Origin of the sequence: Streptomyces sp. NPDC058239, from assembly GCF_042882185.1 — a bacterium.
Taxonomy (GTDB): Bacteria; Actinomycetota; Actinomycetes; order Streptomycetales; family Streptomycetaceae; genus Streptomyces.
In genome coordinates, this window is record NZ_JBHVWS010000018.1 from 1 (window position 1) to 16,858 (window position 16,858).

The 16,858-nt window shown below is 71.2% G+C and carries 15 protein-coding genes; 3 read left to right on the forward strand and 12 right to left on the reverse strand.

The features are described 5' to 3' along the window. Positions 1 to 489 precede the first annotated feature (489 nt). Positions 490 to 1,503 (reverse strand): GlxA family transcriptional regulator, encoded by a 1,014-nt coding sequence (locus tag ACFVYE_RS20310; protein ID WP_389606707.1) that lies wholly within the window; start codon positions 1,501 to 1,503, stop codon positions 490 to 492. A 74-nt stretch (positions 1,504 to 1,577) separates the two neighbouring features. Between ACFVYE_RS20310 and ACFVYE_RS20315 the strand changes: the two genes are divergently transcribed. Continuing rightward, complete coding sequence (locus ACFVYE_RS20315; RefSeq protein ID WP_389606709.1) at positions 1,578 to 2,162, forward strand: cysteine hydrolase family protein; 585 nt, start codon at positions 1,578 to 1,580, stop codon at positions 2,160 to 2,162. Positions 2,163 to 2,165: 3 nt separating this feature from the next. Here ACFVYE_RS20315 and proC read toward each other — a convergent pair whose 3' ends face one another. From proC to ACFVYE_RS20345, 6 genes are all read right to left on the reverse strand, one after another. Continuing rightward, entirely contained in the window at positions 2,166 to 2,975 is an 810-nt protein-coding gene (gene proC / locus ACFVYE_RS20320; protein WP_383977927.1) for a pyrroline-5-carboxylate reductase, read from the reverse strand. A gap of 92 nt (positions 2,976 to 3,067) precedes the next feature. Further along, on the reverse strand, positions 3,068 to 3,847 hold the full coding sequence (locus ACFVYE_RS20325) for an ABC transporter permease (RefSeq protein ID WP_383977924.1): 780 nt from the start codon (positions 3,845 to 3,847) through the stop codon (positions 3,068 to 3,070). Next, positions 3,844 to 4,611, reverse strand: coding sequence for an ABC transporter ATP-binding protein (locus ACFVYE_RS20330; RefSeq protein ID WP_383977921.1), 768 nt, complete (start codon positions 4,609 to 4,611; stop codon positions 3,844 to 3,846). The genes ACFVYE_RS20325 and ACFVYE_RS20330 overlap by 4 nt, the downstream gene beginning before the upstream one ends. A 342-nt stretch (positions 4,612 to 4,953) precedes the next feature. Further along, a complete protein-coding gene (locus ACFVYE_RS20335) occupies positions 4,954 to 5,790 on the reverse strand; it encodes a class I SAM-dependent methyltransferase (protein ID WP_383977918.1) in 837 nt (278 codons plus the stop codon). An 87-nt stretch (positions 5,791 to 5,877) separates the two neighbouring features. Further along, entirely contained in the window at positions 5,878 to 6,417 is a 540-nt protein-coding gene (locus ACFVYE_RS20340) for a hypothetical protein (protein ID WP_383977915.1), read from the reverse strand. 82 nt (positions 6,418 to 6,499) lie between these two features. Next, positions 6,500 to 6,826: an SH3 domain-containing protein gene (locus ACFVYE_RS20345; protein ID WP_383977912.1), complete on the reverse strand. Its 327-nt coding sequence runs from the start codon at positions 6,824 to 6,826 to the stop codon at positions 6,500 to 6,502. A 129-nt stretch (positions 6,827 to 6,955) separates the two neighbouring features. Between ACFVYE_RS20345 and ACFVYE_RS20350 the strand changes: the two genes are divergently transcribed. Beyond that, entirely contained in the window at positions 6,956 to 9,172 is a 2,217-nt protein-coding gene (locus tag ACFVYE_RS20350; RefSeq protein ID WP_389606713.1) for a serine/threonine-protein kinase, read from the forward strand. Positions 9,173 to 9,220: 48 nt separating this feature from the next. Here ACFVYE_RS20350 and ilvD read toward each other — a convergent pair whose 3' ends face one another. From ilvD to ACFVYE_RS20370, 4 genes are all read right to left on the reverse strand, one after another. Next, positions 9,221 to 11,071 (reverse strand): dihydroxy-acid dehydratase, encoded by a 1,851-nt coding sequence (gene ilvD / locus ACFVYE_RS20355; protein WP_383974517.1) that lies wholly within the window; start codon positions 11,069 to 11,071, stop codon positions 9,221 to 9,223. A 274-nt stretch (positions 11,072 to 11,345) separates the two neighbouring features. Further along, a complete protein-coding gene (locus ACFVYE_RS20360) occupies positions 11,346 to 11,978 on the reverse strand; it encodes a TetR family transcriptional regulator (protein WP_383974520.1) in 633 nt (210 codons plus the stop codon). Further along, the gene (locus tag ACFVYE_RS20365; RefSeq protein ID WP_351259788.1) at positions 11,975 to 12,802 is read right to left on the reverse strand and encodes a sugar phosphate isomerase/epimerase; all 828 of its coding nucleotides are present in this window, start codon (positions 12,800 to 12,802) and stop codon (positions 11,975 to 11,977) included. The genes ACFVYE_RS20360 and ACFVYE_RS20365 overlap by 4 nt, the downstream gene beginning before the upstream one ends. 93 nt (positions 12,803 to 12,895) lie before the next feature. After that, complete coding sequence (locus ACFVYE_RS20370; RefSeq protein WP_383974522.1) at positions 12,896 to 13,852, reverse strand: Ppx/GppA family phosphatase; 957 nt, start codon at positions 13,850 to 13,852, stop codon at positions 12,896 to 12,898. A 40-nt stretch (positions 13,853 to 13,892) separates the two neighbouring features. Here ACFVYE_RS20370 and ACFVYE_RS20375 point away from each other — a divergent pair, with 40 nt between their 5' ends. Continuing rightward, positions 13,893 to 14,744 carry a hypothetical protein gene (locus ACFVYE_RS20375; RefSeq protein ID WP_383974525.1) on the forward strand — a complete coding sequence of 284 codons (852 nt, stop codon included), beginning with the start codon at positions 13,893 to 13,895 and terminating at the stop codon, positions 14,742 to 14,744. Between the two features lie 86 nt (positions 14,745 to 14,830). Here the strand turns inward: ACFVYE_RS20375 and ACFVYE_RS20380 are convergent, their stop codons facing one another. Then, positions 14,831 to 16,735, reverse strand: a complete 1,905-nt coding sequence (locus ACFVYE_RS20380) for a hypothetical protein (protein WP_383974527.1) — start codon at positions 16,733 to 16,735, stop codon at positions 14,831 to 14,833. Positions 16,736 to 16,858: the final 123 nt, after the last annotated feature.

A 16,858-nucleotide genomic window follows, 5' to 3' on the forward strand; every position in this document is an offset into this window, starting at 1 on the left:
TCTGGCGTTGACTTTTGGCACGCTGTTGAGTTCTCAAGGAACGGACGCTTCCTTTGTACTCACCCTCTCGGGCTTTCCTCCGGGCTTTCCCTTCGGTCTTGCGTTTCCGACTCTATCAGACTCTTTCGTGTCCGATTCCCGGTCGAAGCGGCCCCCTGCGGAGCAGGAGAATTTTTACTGCGCTTTCCAGTTCTTCGCTTTCGCGTTTCCCTTTCCGGCGAGTCCGACTCTATCAGATCCTTTCGGGCCTGATTCCCAGTCAGCGGGGTTTGTCTTCCCGGCCGTTGGGCCGTTCCGACGAGTGAGACTTTAGCGAATCCTGGGCCTCGACGCTAATCGGGGTCGCGCTCCTTCGAACGCGGATTCTTCATTTCGCAAATGCGCACAGAAAGTCTGGCGACAGATGTCGCTGACCAGATGTGGTTACTGCGGAATGGCTGCCCGGGGACCGACCGGAGTCGGCGCTCACGTCGGACAACTCGGAGAACATTACGGATGTGGGCGTGTCGTGTCAACCTCGGGCCTGCCCGGCTTCTGATGGAAGGCCAGGCGGTAGTCGCGGGGGCTGGTGGAGAGGTGGCTGGCGAAGTGCTGGCGCATGGTGATCTCACTGCCGAAGCCGGTGCGGCGGGCGACCTCGGGGAGCGGCAGGTCCGTCTGTTCCAGGAGCTTCTGGGCTGCGGCAACGCGTTGGGTGATCAGCCACCGGAGAGGGGTCGTGCCGGTGGTGGCCTGGAAGTGACGGGCGAAGGAGCGGGGGGACATTCCGGCGTGCGCGGCGAGGCCGGCGACCGTGTGGGGTTCGTCCAGACGGGTCAGGGCGAAGGCCCGAACCGAGGCGAGGGTGTCGGCGTCACGGTCGGTGTGGGGCGTGGGGTGCTCGATGAACTGGGCCTGGGTGCCGGTGCGGAAGGGGGCCGTGACCATCGAACGGGCGATCGTCGCGGCCGTCTCCGCGCCGTGGGCCGTACGTACGAGATGGAGACAGAGGTCGATGCCGGCCGCGGTGCCCGCTGACGTCCAGATGTTGCTGTCGTGGAGGAACAGGGCGTCCTGGACGACCGTCACGTGGGGATGGTGGGTGCGCAGGAGGTCGGTGAGATTCCAGTGGGTGACTGCCTGGCGGCCGTCGAGGAGGCCGGCCTGGGCGAGGGTGAAGGCTCCGCCGCAGAGGGCCGCGATGGGGGTGGCTCGGGCATGGGCACGGCGCAGCGCCTCGAGGACCGGTTCGGGCGCCGGTGTCAGATGGTCGTCGAGGCCGGGGACGACGATCAGGTCGGCACGGGTGAGCCAGGCGAGGGTGCGGTCGGGGGTGAGGGAGAGGCCGCCGCGCAGGGGGATGGGGGCCGGGTCGGCGGCGGTGCGGCGCAGGTCGAAGGGCGGGACGCCGCGGTCGGTGCGGTCCACGCCCCAGACCTCCGTGATGACGGAGACGTCGAATGCGCGGATGCCGGGAAAGGAGACGAGCGCGATGCGGGTGGGCGGGCGGCCGGTCGTGGGCATGATGGCAGTAAAGCATCGATCGATGGCTTTTTGACCTCTGGGGCATAGGGGTGCGGCGCGGCAGCATCGTTCGTATGGAGATCGCAGAGAACGCAGCGCTGGTCGTGGTGGACGTGCAGGAAGGCTTTGAGGAGGAGGCGTACTGGGGGGCGCGGAACAATCCCGGGGCCGATCGGAACATTGCGGGGCTGATCGATGCCTGGCAGGCGAGTGGACGGCCCGTGGTGTTCGTACGGCATGACTCGCCCAAGCCGGATTCGCCGTTGCGGGTGGGGCAGCCGGGGAATGACTTCAAGGGGTACGTGGAGGAGCGGCGGGGGAAGGGCGGTGGGCCCGAGCTGTTGCTGACGAAGAGCGTGAACTCCGCCTTCTACGGGACGCCCGATCTCGGGGCGTGGCTGGATCGTGGCGGGGTGCGGCAGATCGTCGTGGCCGGGATCCAGACCAATATGTGCGCGGAGACGACGGCGCGAATGGGCGGGAACCTCGGGTACGAGGTGTTCTTCGCGCTGGATGCGACGTACACCTTCGACGGGGTCGGGCCGTGGGGGTGGACGCTGGGCGCGGATGAGCTGGCGCGGGCCACCGCCGTGTCGTTGCACGGCGGTGGGTTCGCGAGGGTGGTGCACAGTGCGGAGCTGATCGAGGCTGCCGGGTAGCCGTCAGCCGTTGCCGGAGGCGAGTTCGCGGCTGCGGTCGCGGGCTGCTTCGAGGGCGGCGATGAGGGCGGCTCGTACGCCGTGGTTCTCCAGTTCGCGGATGGCGCTGATGGTGGTGCCGGCCGGGCTGGTGACGGCTTCGCGGAGCTTGACCGGGTGTTCGCCGCTGTCGCGGAGCATCACGGCGGCGCCGATGGCGGCCTGGACGATCAGGTCGTGGGCCTGGGCGCGGGGCAGGCCGAGCAGGATGCCCGCGTCGGTCATCGCCTCGACGAGGAAGTAGAAGTACGCCGGGCCCGACCCGGAGAGGGCGGTGGCCGCGTCCTGCTGGGACTCGGGGACGCGCAGGGTCTTGCCGACGCCGCCGAAGATCGCCTCGGCGGTGGCGAGGTGTTCGGTGGTGGCGTGGCTGCCTGCGGAGATGACGGACATGCCCTCGTCGACGAGGACGGGGGTGTTCGGCATGACGCGTACGACCGGGCTGTTCGCGGTGAGGCGGTCCTCGATGAAGGCGGTTGTGATGCCTGCGGCGGCGCTGATGACCAGGCGGTCGGCGGTGACGTGCTGGGCGAGCTCGTCCAGGAGCCGGCCCATGTCCTGGGGCTTGACCGCGAGAATGAGGATGTCGGCGCGCTTGGCGGCCTCGGCGTTGGTGACGGAATCGACGCCGTAGCGGCTGTGGAGTTCCTCGGCACGCTCGGAACGGCGGGTGGTGACCAGCAGGTTCGCCGGGCGCCAGCCTGCCCGGATCATGCCGCTGAGCAGGGCCTCGCCGATCTTGCCGGTGCCGAGGACTGCAACTGTCTGGGTCATGCGGTTCACCCTCCGGGCGGTGCTCGCGCTTCTCGGTGCGTCGTGCTGACGGTTCTCGGTGCTCGTGTCCGTCATCCTCGCACCGGGGCCGGTCAGGCGGTACGTCGGCGGAGCGTGGCCGCGCCGAGGGCGAGGACGAGCAGGGCGCAGCCCGCGACGACCAGGACGTCGCGGACGAAGTCGCCGGTGACGTCGGTGTGGTGGAGGACCTCGTTCATGCCGTCGACCGCGTACGACATGGGCAGGACGTTCGAGATGGCTTCGAGGACGGGCGCCATCCGGTCGCGTGCGATGAACAGTCCGCAGAGCAGGAGCTGCGGGAAGATCACGGCCGGCATGAACTGGACGGCCTGGAACTCGGATGCGGCGAAGGCGGAGACGAAGAGGCCCAGTGCCGTGCCGAGCAGGGCGTCGAGCAGGGCGACCAGGAGCAGGAGCCACGGTGAGCCGGTGACGTCCAGGCCGAGCGCCCAGGCCGAGAGTGCGGTGGCCAGGAGGGACTGGACGATCGCGACGGCGCCGAAGGCCAGGGCGTAGCCGCCGATCAGGTCGCCCTTGCCGAGCGGCATGGCGAGGAGGCGTTCGAGGGTGCCCGAGGTGCGTTCGCGCAGGGTGGCGATCGAGGTCACCAGGAACATCGTGATCAGCGGGAAGATGCCGAGGAGCGAGGCGCCGATGGCGTCGAAGGTGCGGGGGCTGCCGTCGAACACGTACCGGAGCAGCGTGATCATCACGACCGGGATCAGGAGGAGCAGCGCGACGGTGCGGGGGTCGTGGGTCAGCTGGCGCAGGACGCGGGTGGCGGTGGCGAGCATGCGGGCGGGGCTGAGGGGTGGTGCGGCCGGGTGGGGCTGCGGGTGCGGAGTGCTCATCGGACGGTCTCCTGACGGGTGGCGGCTTCGTCGACCAAGTGGAGGAACGCCTCTTCGACGGTGGCGGCGTGGGCGGCGGTGCGCAGCGCCTCGGGGGTGTCGTCGGCGAGGATCGCGCCCTCGCGCATGAGGAGCAGCCGGTGGCAGCGCTCGGCCTCGTCCATGACGTGGGAGGAGACGAGGAGTGTGGTGCCGCGGTCGGCGGCGAGGGCGTGGAAGAGGTTCCACAGGTCTCGGCGGAGTACCGGGTCCAGGCCGACGGTCGGCTCGTCGAGGACCAGGAGTTCGGGGGTGCCGAGCAGGGCCACGGCGAGGGAGACACGGGTGAGCTGGCCGCCGGAGAGGGTGCCGGCCAGTGCGTCGGCGTGGCTGGCCAGGTCTACCTCGGCGATCGCGCGGGTGACGGCGGTGCGGCGGGCGTCCCGGTGGCGGCGGCCCGGCTGGAGGATCGCCGCGAAGTAGTCGAGGTTCTGCCGGACGGTCAGGTCGGTGTAGACGGACGGGGCCTGGGTGACGTACCCGATGCGCGGGCGGAGGGTGGGGTGTCCGGCGGGGCTGCCGAGCACGTCGAGGGTGCCGGTGACTTTGGCCTGGGTGCCCACGACGGCACGCATCAGGGTGGATTTGCCGCAGCCGGAGGGGCCCAGGAGGCCGGTGATCCTGCCGGGTTCGACGGTGAAGTCGAGGTCGCGGAGGACGGTGCGGCTGCCTCGTACAACGGTGAGGCCGCGGGCCTCGATGGCGACGCCCGGAGAATTCATCATGCGATGAATTTTGATCCTGGCGGTGTCTGCCCGTCAAGGGCGCGGTGCGGTCCGGCCTGTGGGGCTGCGGGGGTCTGCGCGGTGCGGCGTGGTGTGGGCGCGGGCGGTCGGGGCGCGATCGGACGGTGGCATTCCACCCCTTTGCGCTTCCGCGACCATCAGCCGGTTCCGGATCCCGGCCGGGCATTCAACTCCCTTAAAGGACAATGATTTTCACCGCCCCCGGTACCCATGCGTGCCTCCGGCGGGCTGCGTCATACCGACCACGCATGCCCCGCGGCCCTGGAGGGCTGGGCCGCGGAGCGGGAGGCTCGCGAGGCGCGCGCCCCCTCGACGTGCGGATCAGGAGCGCGGTGGGGCCGGGGTCGAGCCCGGGCGGATCGCCACGCTCAGGTCGACCACGTAACTCTCCTCGACCGTGCCGTCCGGGAAGAGCTCCGCCAGCCGGTCGCGCTCCTGGGTGAGGAATCGGTGCGTGGGCTCCTCACCGAGGACGAGAAAGGCGGAGTGGCTGGCGAGGTTGGCGAGGTGGGTGCCGAGGGACACCCGTCGGGTCCAGGGCACCGTGCGGTGTACGAAGCCGAGCCCGGACGGCAGATCGCGGGAGTGGACGGGCGAGCCGTGGGCACCCTCGTCGGCACCGAGGAAGCGGCGAAGACGGGCGTCCTGCTCGGCGATCCAGGGGACGGAGTGGTCGCAGACGTTCCACCAGAGGGCGAGTGCCCCGCCGGGGCGCAGGACGCGCAGGGCCTCGGCGGCGGCGCGGCTCCGGTCGGTCCAGTGCCAGGACTGGGCATACGTGACCAGGTCGGCCGATGCGGTGGCGATGGGAAGGCGGTTGCCGTCGCCGCGCACGAGCGGCACGTACGGGAGTGCCCGGTGCAGTTCTTCCGCCATGCCCGAGCCCGGCTCGACCGCGGTGACCCGGGCGCCCCGGTCGTGGAGAAGTCGGGTGGAGATACCCGTGCCCGCGCCGACGTCGATGGTGCGGGCACCACGCAGGGGGCGGCCGGCCAGTTCCTCGACCGTGTCGAAGAGGGCGGGCGGGTAGCCGGGGCGGGCCGCGGCGTACTGGGCGGCTGCGCGGTCGAAGGAGAGGGCGCGGGGTGGGGAGGCGGGTGAGGCGGTGCGTGCCCGGGAATCGGAGTCGGAGCCGGAGCCGGAGCCGGAAGGAAGCATGGAGCCATCGTGCGCCCGCGCGGGGGCCTTGCGCCGGTGCTCGCGGGACTCGACCCGCGCTTGTGGGGGCCCTGCGCTCGTGGGGCCCTACTTGCCCTTGGGTCGCTTTCCCTTGGTGATCTTGCGGGCGGCCGGGTTTCCGGTGCGGGCCGAGCGGCGCTTCGCGTAGCGGGCCAGGGCCGTCTCGTACTCCGTGCGGCGCAGTTGCTCGCCCGGCGCCTCCTTGAACGTACGGAGGAAGTACGCGATCAGTGAGCCGACGAAGCCGATGGTCTTGAGGCCGCGCAGATTGGCCTCGCGCGCCGGATCGGCCGGGCGGCGGCTGAAGCCTTCCCACGTCTTGCGGAAGGCGATGGCGCTGCAGATGGCGAACATCAGGACGACCAGGATGCCGACGGCGTTGCCGACGTCGGCGATCTCCAGTCCCTGGAAGGCGAAGCGGAGTACGAAGCAGGCGGCGACCGCGGCCGCGAGGGAGCCCACCGCCGCCCCGACGCGTCGCAGCCCGTAGCCCCCGTCGTGGTCGACCCAGGTCGTACCGAAGAAGAGCAGGGGCTCGGGCTGCGGGCCGGGCGTGGTGGAGCCGGGCGTGGTGCCGGGGCCGGGGGCTTCGCTGTTCTCGCTCACGAGGTCGATTATCCCCGGGCGGTCCCGGTCCCGATCGCCGTCCCCGTCACAGTCCCGATCGCGGTCCTGGTCGCCGTCCCGGTCAGTCGCAGCGCGGGGCGATGTAGCCGTCGCTGCCCGTGTGGACGTAGGCGTCCGCCACGAACTGGCCGTTGGCGATGTTGTCCCAGAGGTTCGAGGTGCCGTACGGGCCGGCGACCCGCTCCCCCGGCTTCTGGCAGTAGACCGGAACCTTCATTCCGTACGGAAGCGTCCTGACGATGCCGTACTGGGTGCCCGGTCCCGTGCGGACGTTGACCCGGTAGCCCGGTGCGATGGGGTACCTGGTGACGTCGTCGGTGCCGGCGAGCGCGGCCACGTCCTCGGCCGCGTCGGTGGTGCCGGTGGTGATGTCGGTGTGCTCTTCCATGGCCGTGAGGCCCTCCCCCGTTGAGAGACGGTGTGTACGACGCGCAGGCTACAAGCCCCGCCCGTTTCGCACGCACCATCGACTAGGCTCCGTGCGTCGCGCTTGCGGACGAACACACGGGGGTGGGCGATGCCGCCGCTGCGAGGTACCGGAGCCAATCCGGAAGCGGAGCATCCGGAGTACGCCGGTCACTACCGCCTTGAGGCATGTCTCGGCGCGGGCGGCATGGGTGTCGTGCACCTGGCGCGCTCCACCTCGGGGCTGCAGCTCGCCGTCAAGGTGGTGCACCGGCACTATTCGGCAGACCCTGAGTTCAGGGCACGCTTCCGGCAGGAGGTCGGGGCGGCGAGGCGAGTCAGCGGGGCCTTCACGGCATCGGTCGTCGATGCCGATCCGGACGCCGCACGGCCGTGGATGGCCACTCTCTACGTGCCCGGCCCCACGCTCTCCGACCAGGTGAAGCGGAACGGGCCGATGGCCCCCGCCGAACTGCGCAGACTGACGGCGGGACTTGCCGAGGCGCTTCGCGACATCCATCGGGCCGGAGTGATCCACCGCGACCTCAAGCCGAGCAATGTGCTGCTCTCCGACTCCGGGCCCAAGGTCATCGACTTCGGGATCTCCCGGCCGTACGACAGCGATCTGCGCACCGAGACGGGCAAGCTGATCGGCTCGCCGCCGTACATGGCGCCCGAGCAGTTCCAGCGGCCGCGTGAAGTCGGGCCCGCCGCGGACGTGTTCGCGCTGGGGGCCGTGCTCGTCCATGCGGCGACCGGCCGGGGGCCTTTCGACTCCGACAGCCCGTACATCGTGGCCTACCAGGTGGTCCACGACGAGGCCGATCTGGCGGGGGTGCCGACGGATCTGGCGCCGCTGATCGGCCAGTGCCTGGCGAAGGACCCTGCGGAGCGGCCCACTCCGGACGACATCATGGCGGCGCTGCGCCCTCCTTCGTACGACGCCGCCGCGTTCATACCGTCGCAACGGCGGCCGGGTGCGGTCGAAGCCCCGGCGGTGTCGGGGCCAAGGATCGCGACGGGGGCGGATGCGGACACGCATGCAGGCGCGGGCGCGGCGGCGCGGGGCAGGAAGGCGACCGCGAGCGGTGGCGGCAAGCGGCGGTGGCTGGCAGCCGCTGCGGCACTGCTCGTCATGGGTGCCGGTGGGGTGTGGGCTGCCGGGGTGGTGGGCGACTCAGGGGGCTCGGGTGAATCGGACGGCTCCGGTGAGTCGGGCGAGTCGGGCGGCACGGCAGCGGCGTTCGCGCCGTGGCGGACGCCGCTGCCGACCTCGGGCAGCTCCACGCCGGTCTGTTCCTCGGCGGGTGGTGCCGGCGAAGAGGCGTCCGGCCCGTCCGCCGCGCTGTACTGCGCGGCGGACGGTGTCGGCGCCGCCCGGTTGGACCCCGCGGACGGCCGGGTGCTGTGGTCCCGTCACGGCCCCGCCGGGGACACCCCGTCGGTCGGCGTGGTGTCGGTCTCCGGCGGTCTGGTGCATACGGCGGTGCCGGGCGGAAAGCTCCGGGCGTACGACCCCGCCAAGGGCGAACAGGTCTGGGACGCGGATCTCTCCCCGTACCTCGGCGCCCCCTTCGCCGCGGGTGACACGCTGCTGCTGGTCAGTGAGGACGGCACGACCGAAGCGCTCGACTCCGCGACCGGCGTGTCCCTCTGGCGGCATCCGCTCACCGGGCACCAGCGGCCGGACTACGCGCTGTACGACGAAGGATCGGGACTGGCCTACGCATTCGAGCACTCGGCCTACGGGTCCAGCACGCTGGTCACGGCCGTCGATGCGGCGACGGGGCACGCGGCGTGGCAGCGGCGGCTGGACGGAATGCTCACCCCGGTGGGGACCTCGGACGGTGCGCTCGTCCTGACGTCCATGAACGGGGACGCCCAGACCGTCGGGCTCGTCCGCTACGACCCGGAACGCAAGAGCGTCGCACGGGTGGCGCTGCCGTTCCGGATGAACGAACCGGAGGTCGTGGTGGGCGGGGACACCGCGTATCTGCTGGCACACGGTGGAACCCTGGTCGCCGTCGACACGGGCCCGGCAGGCGACGGAGCTGTCCGCTGGCAGCTGGAGACCGCTGCCGGGCGGACGTCGGCGCCCGTTCTCGCCACCGGGAACCGGCTGTACTTCTCGGCGGCGGACGGGCGGCTGCTCGCCGTGGACACCGAGCGCGGAACGCTGCTGGGCCAGACGAGCCCCCGGCTCCGGGACGGGAAGCTCACGTACGCATCGGCGCTGCCCGCCCCTGTCGCCGCCGGCCGGACCGTCTTCGGTACCGCGCCCGACGGGTCCGTGTTCGCCGTCGACGGACAGGACCCCGCTCACTGGTGAGAGCGGGGTCCTGCGGCAGCGTTCGCGGCTGCCTCGGTCAGCCTTTGTTCAGCCGAGCTTGGACACGTCCCGCACCGCGCCCCGGTCAGCGCTCGTCGCCATCGCCGCGTACGCGCGCAGCGCCGCGCTGACCTTGCGTTCGCGGTCCTTCGGCGCGTACACGCCGTTCAGCGCCTCACGGCGGGTGGTCAGCTCGGCCTCGGGAACGAGGAGCTCGATCGAGCGGTTCGGGATGTCGATCCTGATCCGGTCGCCGTCCTCGACCAGCGCGATCGTGCCGCCCGACGCCGCCTCCGGCGATGCGTGGCCGATCGACAGGCCCGACGTGCCGCCGGAGAAGCGGCCGTCGGTGACGAGCGCACAGCTCTTGCCGAGGCCGCGGCCCTTCAGGAAGGAGGTGGGGTAGAGCATCTCTTGCATGCCGGGACCGCCGCGCGGACCCTCGTAACGGATGACGACGACGTCGCCCTCCTTGATCTCCTTGCGGAGGATCTTGTCGACGGCCTCGTCCTGCGACTCGCAGACGACCGCCGGGCCCTCGAAGGTCCAGATCGACTCGTCGACGCCCGCCGTCTTCACGACGCAGCCGTCCTCGGCGAGATTCCCCTTGAGGACCGCGAGGCCGCCGTCCTTGGAGTACGCGTGCTCCAGGTCGCGGATGCAGCCGCCCGCCGCGTCCAGGTCGAGGGTGTCCCAGCGCTCGGACTGCGAGAAGGCCGTCGCGGAACGCACACATCCGGGGGCCGCGTGCCACAGCTCGACGGCCTCGGGGGACGGGGAGCCGCCCCGGACGTCCCAGTTCTTCAGCCACTCGCCGAGGGTGGCGGAGTGCACCGAGTGCACGTCCTCGTTGAGCAGACCGCCGCGGTAGAGCTCACCGAGGATGGCCGGGACGCCGCCCGCCCGGTGGACGTCCTCCATGTAGTAGGTGCCGCCGGGGGCCACGTTGGGCGCAACCTTCGACAGGCAGGGGACACGGCGCGAGACCTCGTTGATGTCTTCGAGGTCGTAGGCGAGCTCGGCCTCCTGTGCCGCGGCGAGGAGGTGCAGGATCGTGTTGGTGGAGCCGCCCATGGCGATGTCCAGCGCCATCGCGTTGTCGAACGCGGCGCGGGTGCCGATGGAGCGCGGCAGGACCGTCGCGTCGTCCTGCTCGTAGTAGCGCTTGGTGATCTCCACGACCGTGCGGCCGGCGTCCTCGTACAGCGCCTTGCGGGCGGTGTGTGTGGCGAGGACGGAGCCATTGCCGGGGAGGGAGAGGCCGAGGACCTCGGTCAGGCAGTTCATCGAGTTGGCGGTGAACATGCCGGAACAGCTGCCGCAGGTGGGACAGGCGTTCTCCTCGATACGGAGGATGTCCTCGTCCGAGACGTTCTCGTTGACGGCGTCGCTGATCGCATTGATCAGGTCGAGCTTGCGGACCGTGCCGTCGACGAGGGTGGCCTGGCCGGCCTCCATCGGGCCGCCGGAGACGAAGACCGTCGGAATATTCATGCGCATCGCGGCCATCAGCATGCCGGGCGTGATCTTGTCGCAGTTGGAGATGCAGATCAGCGCGTCCGCGCAGTGCGCCTCGACCATGTACTCGACGGAGTCGGCGATCAGGTCGCGCGAGGGGAGCGAGTAGAGCATCCCGGCGTGGCCCATCGCGATGCCGTCGTCGACGGCGATGGTGTTGAACTCGCGGGGGACGGCACCTGCGGCCCTGATCGCGTCGGAGACGATCCTGCCCACCGGGGCGAGGTGGGTGTGGCCGGGGACGAATTCGGTGAAGGAGTTGGCGACGGCGACGATCGGCTTGCCGATGTCCTCGCTCGCTACGCCCGAGGCCCGCATAAGGGCGCGGGCGCCCGCCATGTTGCGGCCGTGGGTGACAGTGCGGGACCTCAGCTGGGGCATCGTCTCTCGCTCCTTCGACAGAAAAGACTGCTTCCGAGCCTACGCCTCCGGCTCCAAGATCTGGACACGGTGTCCGGTATGCGGGATGGAACGCTCGGTGGGTGGGCGGGTGATCGGGGGCAGTGGGGGGTGCGCGGCGAGCGGGCCGCTGCGCGGGGCTGGTCCCTGCCCGCCCCTTCCCGGAGCCGGGGCTCTGTCCCCGACCCCGCTCCTCAAGCGCCGGAGGGGCCGGAGGGGCCGGATACAGCCGGGGGTGGCCGACGAGGCTGAAGTTTCAGGATTCCGTCAGGTAGCGCTGCAGTGTCGGTGCCACCATCTCGATGATCTTCTCCGGGGGCGCCGAAGCAAGCGGTTCCGCCCGGATGACGTAGCGCAGCATCGCGATCCCGAGCATGTGTGAGGCAGCCAGTTCCGCGCGGAAGGTCGCGTCCGGTACGTCCAGTGCCTCCGCGATGCGTTCCAGGAGGCGGCGCAGGACGAAGCCGCGGAGGACCTTCGCCGCCGCCTCGTGCGTCAGTGCGGACCGCATGATCGCCAGCAGGGGTGCCCTGGACGCCGGGTTCTCCCATACGGCGATGAAGTAGCGGGCCAGCCGCTCCCCCAAGCCGTCCGTGCCGCTGCCGAGGATGGCCGGGATCACCAGGGCCGGCTCGAAGGAGAGCTCGATGGCGGCCGCGAAGACCTCGTCCTTCGTACCGAAGTAGTGGTGGACGAGGGCGGAGTCGACGCCTGCCGCCTTGGCGATGCCCCGGATCGACGTCTTGTCGTAGCCGCGCTCCGCGAACTCGGTACGGGCCGCCTCCAGGATGCGGGTGCGGGCGTCGGGGCCGGTGGTCTCGGCCGTACGGGAGGGGCGGCCGCGGCGCTTGGGGGCGGAACCGGTGGGATCGGTGTGGCCACCGGTCATGGGCGCGGCGCCTCGGCCGAGGACGACGCCAGGTGGAGCCGGGTGAAGGCCAGCGCCTCCGCCAGGTCGGCCTCGCGTTCGGCGGTGGACATGGCGCGGCGGGTGTTGACCTCGATGACGACATGGCCGTCGAAGCCGGTACGGGCCAGGTGTTCCAGGAGTTCGGCGCAGGGCTGGTCGCCACGGCCGGGCACCAGGTGCTCGTCCTTGTTGGAGCCCTTGCCGTCGGCGAGATGGATGTGGGCGAGCCGGTCGCCCATCCGGTCGACCATCGCCATGCCGTCCGTGCGGGCCGTCGCGGTGTGCGACAGGTCCACGGTGAAGTGGCGGTAGTCGTCGTTGGTGACGTCCCAGTCGGGGGCGTACGCCAGCATCTCGCGGTCCCGGTAGCGCCAGGGGTACATGTTCTCGACGGCGAACCGCACATCGGTCTCGTCCGCCATGCGCCAGATCCCGGTGACGAAGTCGCGCGCGTAGTTGCGCTGCCAACGGAACGGCGGGTGGACGACGACGGTCGTCGCCCCGAGCTTCTCAGCGGCGGCACGGGCCCGCTGGAGCTTCACCCACGGATCGGTGGACCAGACGCGCTGCGTGATCAGCAGACAGGGCGCGTGGACGGCCAGGATCGGCACCTGGTGGTAGTCCGAGAGCCGTCGCAGCGCCTCGATGTCCTGGCTGACGGGGTCGGTCCACACCATGATCTCGACGCCGTCGTAACCAAGGCGCGCGGCGATCTCGAAGGCCGTCGCCGTCGATTCCGGGTAGACGGAAGCCGTCGACAGGGCGACCTTCGCATCCGGGATGCGCACCACTGGTTCTGCCACTGGGACAGCCTACGGGCAGTGCGACGCCGCGCCGAGAGACCCGGGCGGAAAGTGAGGAGGGCCATGGCGGGCTTCCGGCCGCCCCGGCGGTGCTCAGCTCGGCGCGGCCTGCTCCGTGGGCTCCGTCGGCATGTGGTCCAGACGGCGCAGGATGACACCCTCACGCAGCGCCCAGGGGCAGATCTCCAGCTCCTCGACCCCGAACAGATCCATGGCCCCCTCCGCCACCAGCGCCCCGGCCAGCAGCTGCGCGGCCCGGCCCTCGGAGACCCCGGGCAGGGTGCCGCGCTGCTCGACCGTCATCGCGGCCAGCTTCGGCACCCACTCCTCCAGCGCCTTGCGGGTGAGCGCACGCTGCACGTACAGGCCGTCGGTGGAACGTGCGGCACCCGCGATCCTGGCGAGCTGCTTGAACGTCTTGGAGGTGCCGACGACATGATCCGGGCGCCCGAGGCGGGTGAATTCCCCGACGCTCCGGGCGATCCTGGCCCGCACATGGCGGCGCAGCGCCTTCACCTCCGCCGGGTCCGGCGGATCGCCCGGCAGCCACCCGGCGGTGAGCCGGCCGGCCCCGAGCGGCAGCGAGACCGCGGCGTCCGGCTCCTCGTCCATGCCGTACGCGATCTCCAGCGAGCCGCCCCCGATGTCCAGGACCAGCAGCCGCCCCGCCGACCAGCCGAACCAGCGGCGCGCGGCGAGGAAGGTGAGCCGGGCCTCCTCCGCACCGCTGAGGACGGCGAGGTCGATGCCCGTCTCGTCCCGCACCCGGGCCATCACCCGGTCGGCGTTGCTCGCCTCCCGTACCGCGGACGTGGCGAACGGCAGAACGTCCTCGCACCCCTTGTCCTCGGCGGCCTGGAGCGCATCTGTGATCGTCGCCACGAGCCGGTCCACACCGTCGGGACCGATCGCCCCGTCCCCGTCGAGAAGTTCGGCCAGGCGCAGCTCCGCCTTGTGCGAGTGCGCGGGCAGCGGGCGGGCGCCGGGGTGCGCGTCCACCACCAGCAGATGCACCGTGTTCGAACCCACGTCGAGGACTCCGAGTCTCATACCAGGAACGCTACCGGGACCGCGGACTTACTCTTGGCGCGTGCCAAAGACGAAAAAGGCGAAGCCGGGCAAAATCACGAAGAAACAGAAAACGAAGCAGGAGATGCAGCAGCAGGAAGTGAACGGGCCGGACCGGTCCGAAGACGAGACGGGGATCGATTTCGCACGCGCCTGGGTCGAGTTCCCGGACCCCGCGGACGACGAACAGATCTTCCGCTGCGACCTGACCTGGCTGACGTCCAGGTGGACCTGCATCTTCGGCAGTGGCTGCCAGGGCATCCAGGCGGGCCGCGCGGACGACGGATGCTGCACGCTTGGCGCGCACTTCTCGGACGAGGACGACGAGAAGCGGGTGGCGAGCCATGTCGAACGGCTGACCCCTGATCTGTGGCAGTTCCACGATGTCGGTACGGAGACGGGCTGGGTCGAGGTCGACGACGACGGGGAACGCCAGACGCGGCGCTGGAAGGGTTCGTGCATCTTCCAGAACCGTCCCGGGTTCGCGGCCGGAGCGGGCTGCTCGCTGCACATCCTGGCGCTGCGGGAGGGCAAGGAGCCCCTGGAGACCAAGCCGGACGTCTGCTGGCAGCTGCCGGTCCGGCGTACGTACGACTGGATCGACCGGCCCGACGACACGCGCGTGCTCCAGGTCTCGATCGGCGAGTACGACCGCAGGGGCTGGGGTCCGGGCGGCCACGATCTGCACTGGTGGTGCACATCGGCGACCTCGGCGCACGGGGCCGGTGAGCCGGTGTACGTGTCGTACCGCCCGGAACTCATCGAGCTGATGGGCAAGAAGGGGTACGACCGGCTGGTCGAGCTGTGCGAGGAGCGCCTGTCCTCGCTGCTGCCGATGGCGCCGCACCCGGCGGATCCGGTCGATCCGGCGTGACGGCGTGACGGCGTGACGGCTGAGGTGCCTTCCGGCGACTCGGCCGGTCACGTCGCGTGGGCTGCCGCAGCCCCGGACGGACTGTTTCAGCCCGTCGGTGTGGTGGTGCCCGTACCCGGCTCGGTCGGGGTCGTGGAGCCGGACGGGCCCGGGGACGGCGTCGGATCGGTCGGGGACGGGCCCGACGGTGACGGCGTGGGGTCCGTCGGGTCGGGGGTCGGGTCGGTCGGCTGTGTGGGATCCGGCGAGGAGGGGGGCGGATCCGACGGTACGGACGGGCCCGAGGGGCCGGGGCCGCCGGGTGACGGTGCCGTCGCCCCGGATCCCCGGATCGCCACGACCGAACCGGAAGGGGCGAGGGCGATGCGTGCGCTCCAGGGACCGGCGGGTTCCCGCCGGTGGTCCACGAGGACGCGGATCGTGATGCTCGCGCCCGCGGCGAGCGTGCCCGAGGAGCTGCTGAGGCGCAGCCAGGACGCATCCGCGCGGGCCGACCAGGCGACGGGTGCGCCGCCCGAGGCGGTGAGGCGGATGAGTGTCGTGCCGCCGGACGAGCGGGCCTCGACCGTGAGCCCGCCGATGCCGCCCCGCACCGGACCCGAGCTGATCACCTCGGCCGAGACGTCCGGGGCATGGCCGTCCGTGAAGCTGACGCCGGGCTGGGGACGGGCATTGCCCGCGTTCTCGTAGTGGCCGTCCGGGGTGCCGTCGAGGTAGTCGTGGTGGACGTCCGTCCCGGTCGCGGTGACCGAGGAGCCGTCGTGGCCCTCGCCGGTCTGCGGCGCGCCGCGGTAAGCCGTCCACAGCGCGATCACCGGGGCGGCGACGACCGTCGCCACCACCGTCGTCGTCACGACTCTGGCCCGCAGCCGATCCCGGCGAGCGGCGTGGTCCTTCGGGTCCATGGGGAAGCCCGCCCGGTCGAAACGCGGGCCGGCGGACCGGTTCCGCTGGGCGTGGACCATCGCGACGTATGCGGAGGGCCGTGGCGCCTCGACGACCGGCAGCGCGGCGGCCGGGGTGACGGCCGCGCCCGGCCAGGGGCCCTCGGCGCCGGCCCGCTCGGCGGCCCGGCGGCAACGGGGGCAGTCGTCGACATGGCGGACGAGTTCGCGGCGCAGGGTCGCGGAGAGCAGGACGCGGTGGTCGCCGGTGAGCCGGGCGACGGTGGGGCAGTTGCTGCTCTCGACGACGGCGAGGGCTGCGCGGGTGCGTTCCACCTCGCAGGCCGCGGCGGCCAGGAGCTCGCGGGCGGTCGCCGGTTCGAGGCCCAGGACGGAGGCGACGGCGCGCGGGGCGAGGCGGTGGCGCACGGCGAGTTCGAGCGCTTCGCGCTGTTCGGGGGTGGTGCCCGCGGCCTCCGGCCAGGCCAGCTGAGCGAGTTCACGGCGGTGCGCCTCGGCGGCGGCTTCGGATTCGGGGGCGTTGCCCGCCGGGTCGCCGCCCGGCGTGAACGGAGCGACCTCAGTGGCCTTCGCGACGACGGCCGGGGACGTACGGCGGCCCGCGCGCGCCCCCTGGGTGGCCGTCCCGCCCGGCTGCTTGCCCGGAGGTCCTCCCCCCGCCCGCTTCGCCTCGCGCTGCGTCTCCTGCTCGGCCGACCGTCTTCCCGACAGCTTCCCGGCATTGTGGCGGTGGGCCTGACGGCCCTGTTTCTGCTCGGCGAGCTTGCGCAGACACATCCATCTGGCCAGCGCGTACAGCCAGGATTTACGTTCCTCCTCACCCGCCGGGCACCGGCCGTCCTGCCGTTCCGCGATCGCGAGCACACCGCCGAGCGCCTCGGTGGCGGCATCGTGGTCGCAGAGCACGGAGAGGCAGTAGGTGAACAGGCCATCGAGATGCGGCTCGTAACGTGCAGGCGGCCGCCGCGGCGAAGGCTGCGCCGAGGAGTGGGGCGCACGGTGTCGCGACCGGTGTGCGCCGGTGGTGTGCGTAGGGGGCTCCAGCCTGCTGCTCGTCACCTGGCGACCGTAGGCAGCACAGAGCATGCCTTTAGCGCCCCTTCAGCACATTTAATCCTTACGGGTGAACGTATCGCTCAAAAGGGGACAGGGATCCCTGGGCCAGAAGACGGAATCCCTGATTTCGCCGGTGCGCCGGGCCGATCCGGG

Coding starts and splice junctions, on each gene's coding strand:
- ACFVYE_RS20310 (WP_389606707.1), bottom strand. CDS start 1,503: ATGCCCACGACCGGCCGCCCGCCCACCCGCATCGCGCTCGTCTCCTTT.
- ACFVYE_RS20315 (WP_389606709.1), top strand. CDS start 1,578: ATGGAGATCGCAGAGAACGCAGCGCTGGTCGTGGTGGACGTGCAGGAA.
- proC (WP_383977927.1), bottom strand. CDS start 2,975: ATGACCCAGACAGTTGCAGTCCTCGGCACCGGCAAGATCGGCGAGGCC.
- ACFVYE_RS20325 (WP_383977924.1), bottom strand. CDS start 3,847: ATGAGCACTCCGCACCCGCAGCCCCACCCGGCCGCACCACCCCTCAGC.
- ACFVYE_RS20330 (WP_383977921.1), bottom strand. CDS start 4,611: ATGATGAATTCTCCGGGCGTCGCCATCGAGGCCCGCGGCCTCACCGTT.
- ACFVYE_RS20335 (WP_383977918.1), bottom strand. CDS start 5,790: ATGCTTCCTTCCGGCTCCGGCTCCGGCTCCGACTCCGATTCCCGGGCA.
- ACFVYE_RS20345 (WP_383977912.1), bottom strand. CDS start 6,826: ATGGAAGAGCACACCGACATCACCACCGGCACCACCGACGCGGCCGAG.
- ACFVYE_RS20350 (WP_389606713.1), top strand. CDS start 6,956: ATGCCGCCGCTGCGAGGTACCGGAGCCAATCCGGAAGCGGAGCATCCG.
- ilvD (WP_383974517.1), bottom strand. CDS start 11,071: ATGCCCCAGCTGAGGTCCCGCACTGTCACCCACGGCCGCAACATGGCG.
- ACFVYE_RS20360 (WP_383974520.1), bottom strand. CDS start 11,978: ATGACCGGTGGCCACACCGATCCCACCGGTTCCGCCCCCAAGCGCCGC.
- ACFVYE_RS20370 (WP_383974522.1), bottom strand. CDS start 13,852: ATGAGACTCGGAGTCCTCGACGTGGGTTCGAACACGGTGCATCTGCTG.
- ACFVYE_RS20380 (WP_383974527.1), bottom strand. CDS start 16,735: ATGCTCTGTGCTGCCTACGGTCGCCAGGTGACGAGCAGCAGGCTGGAG.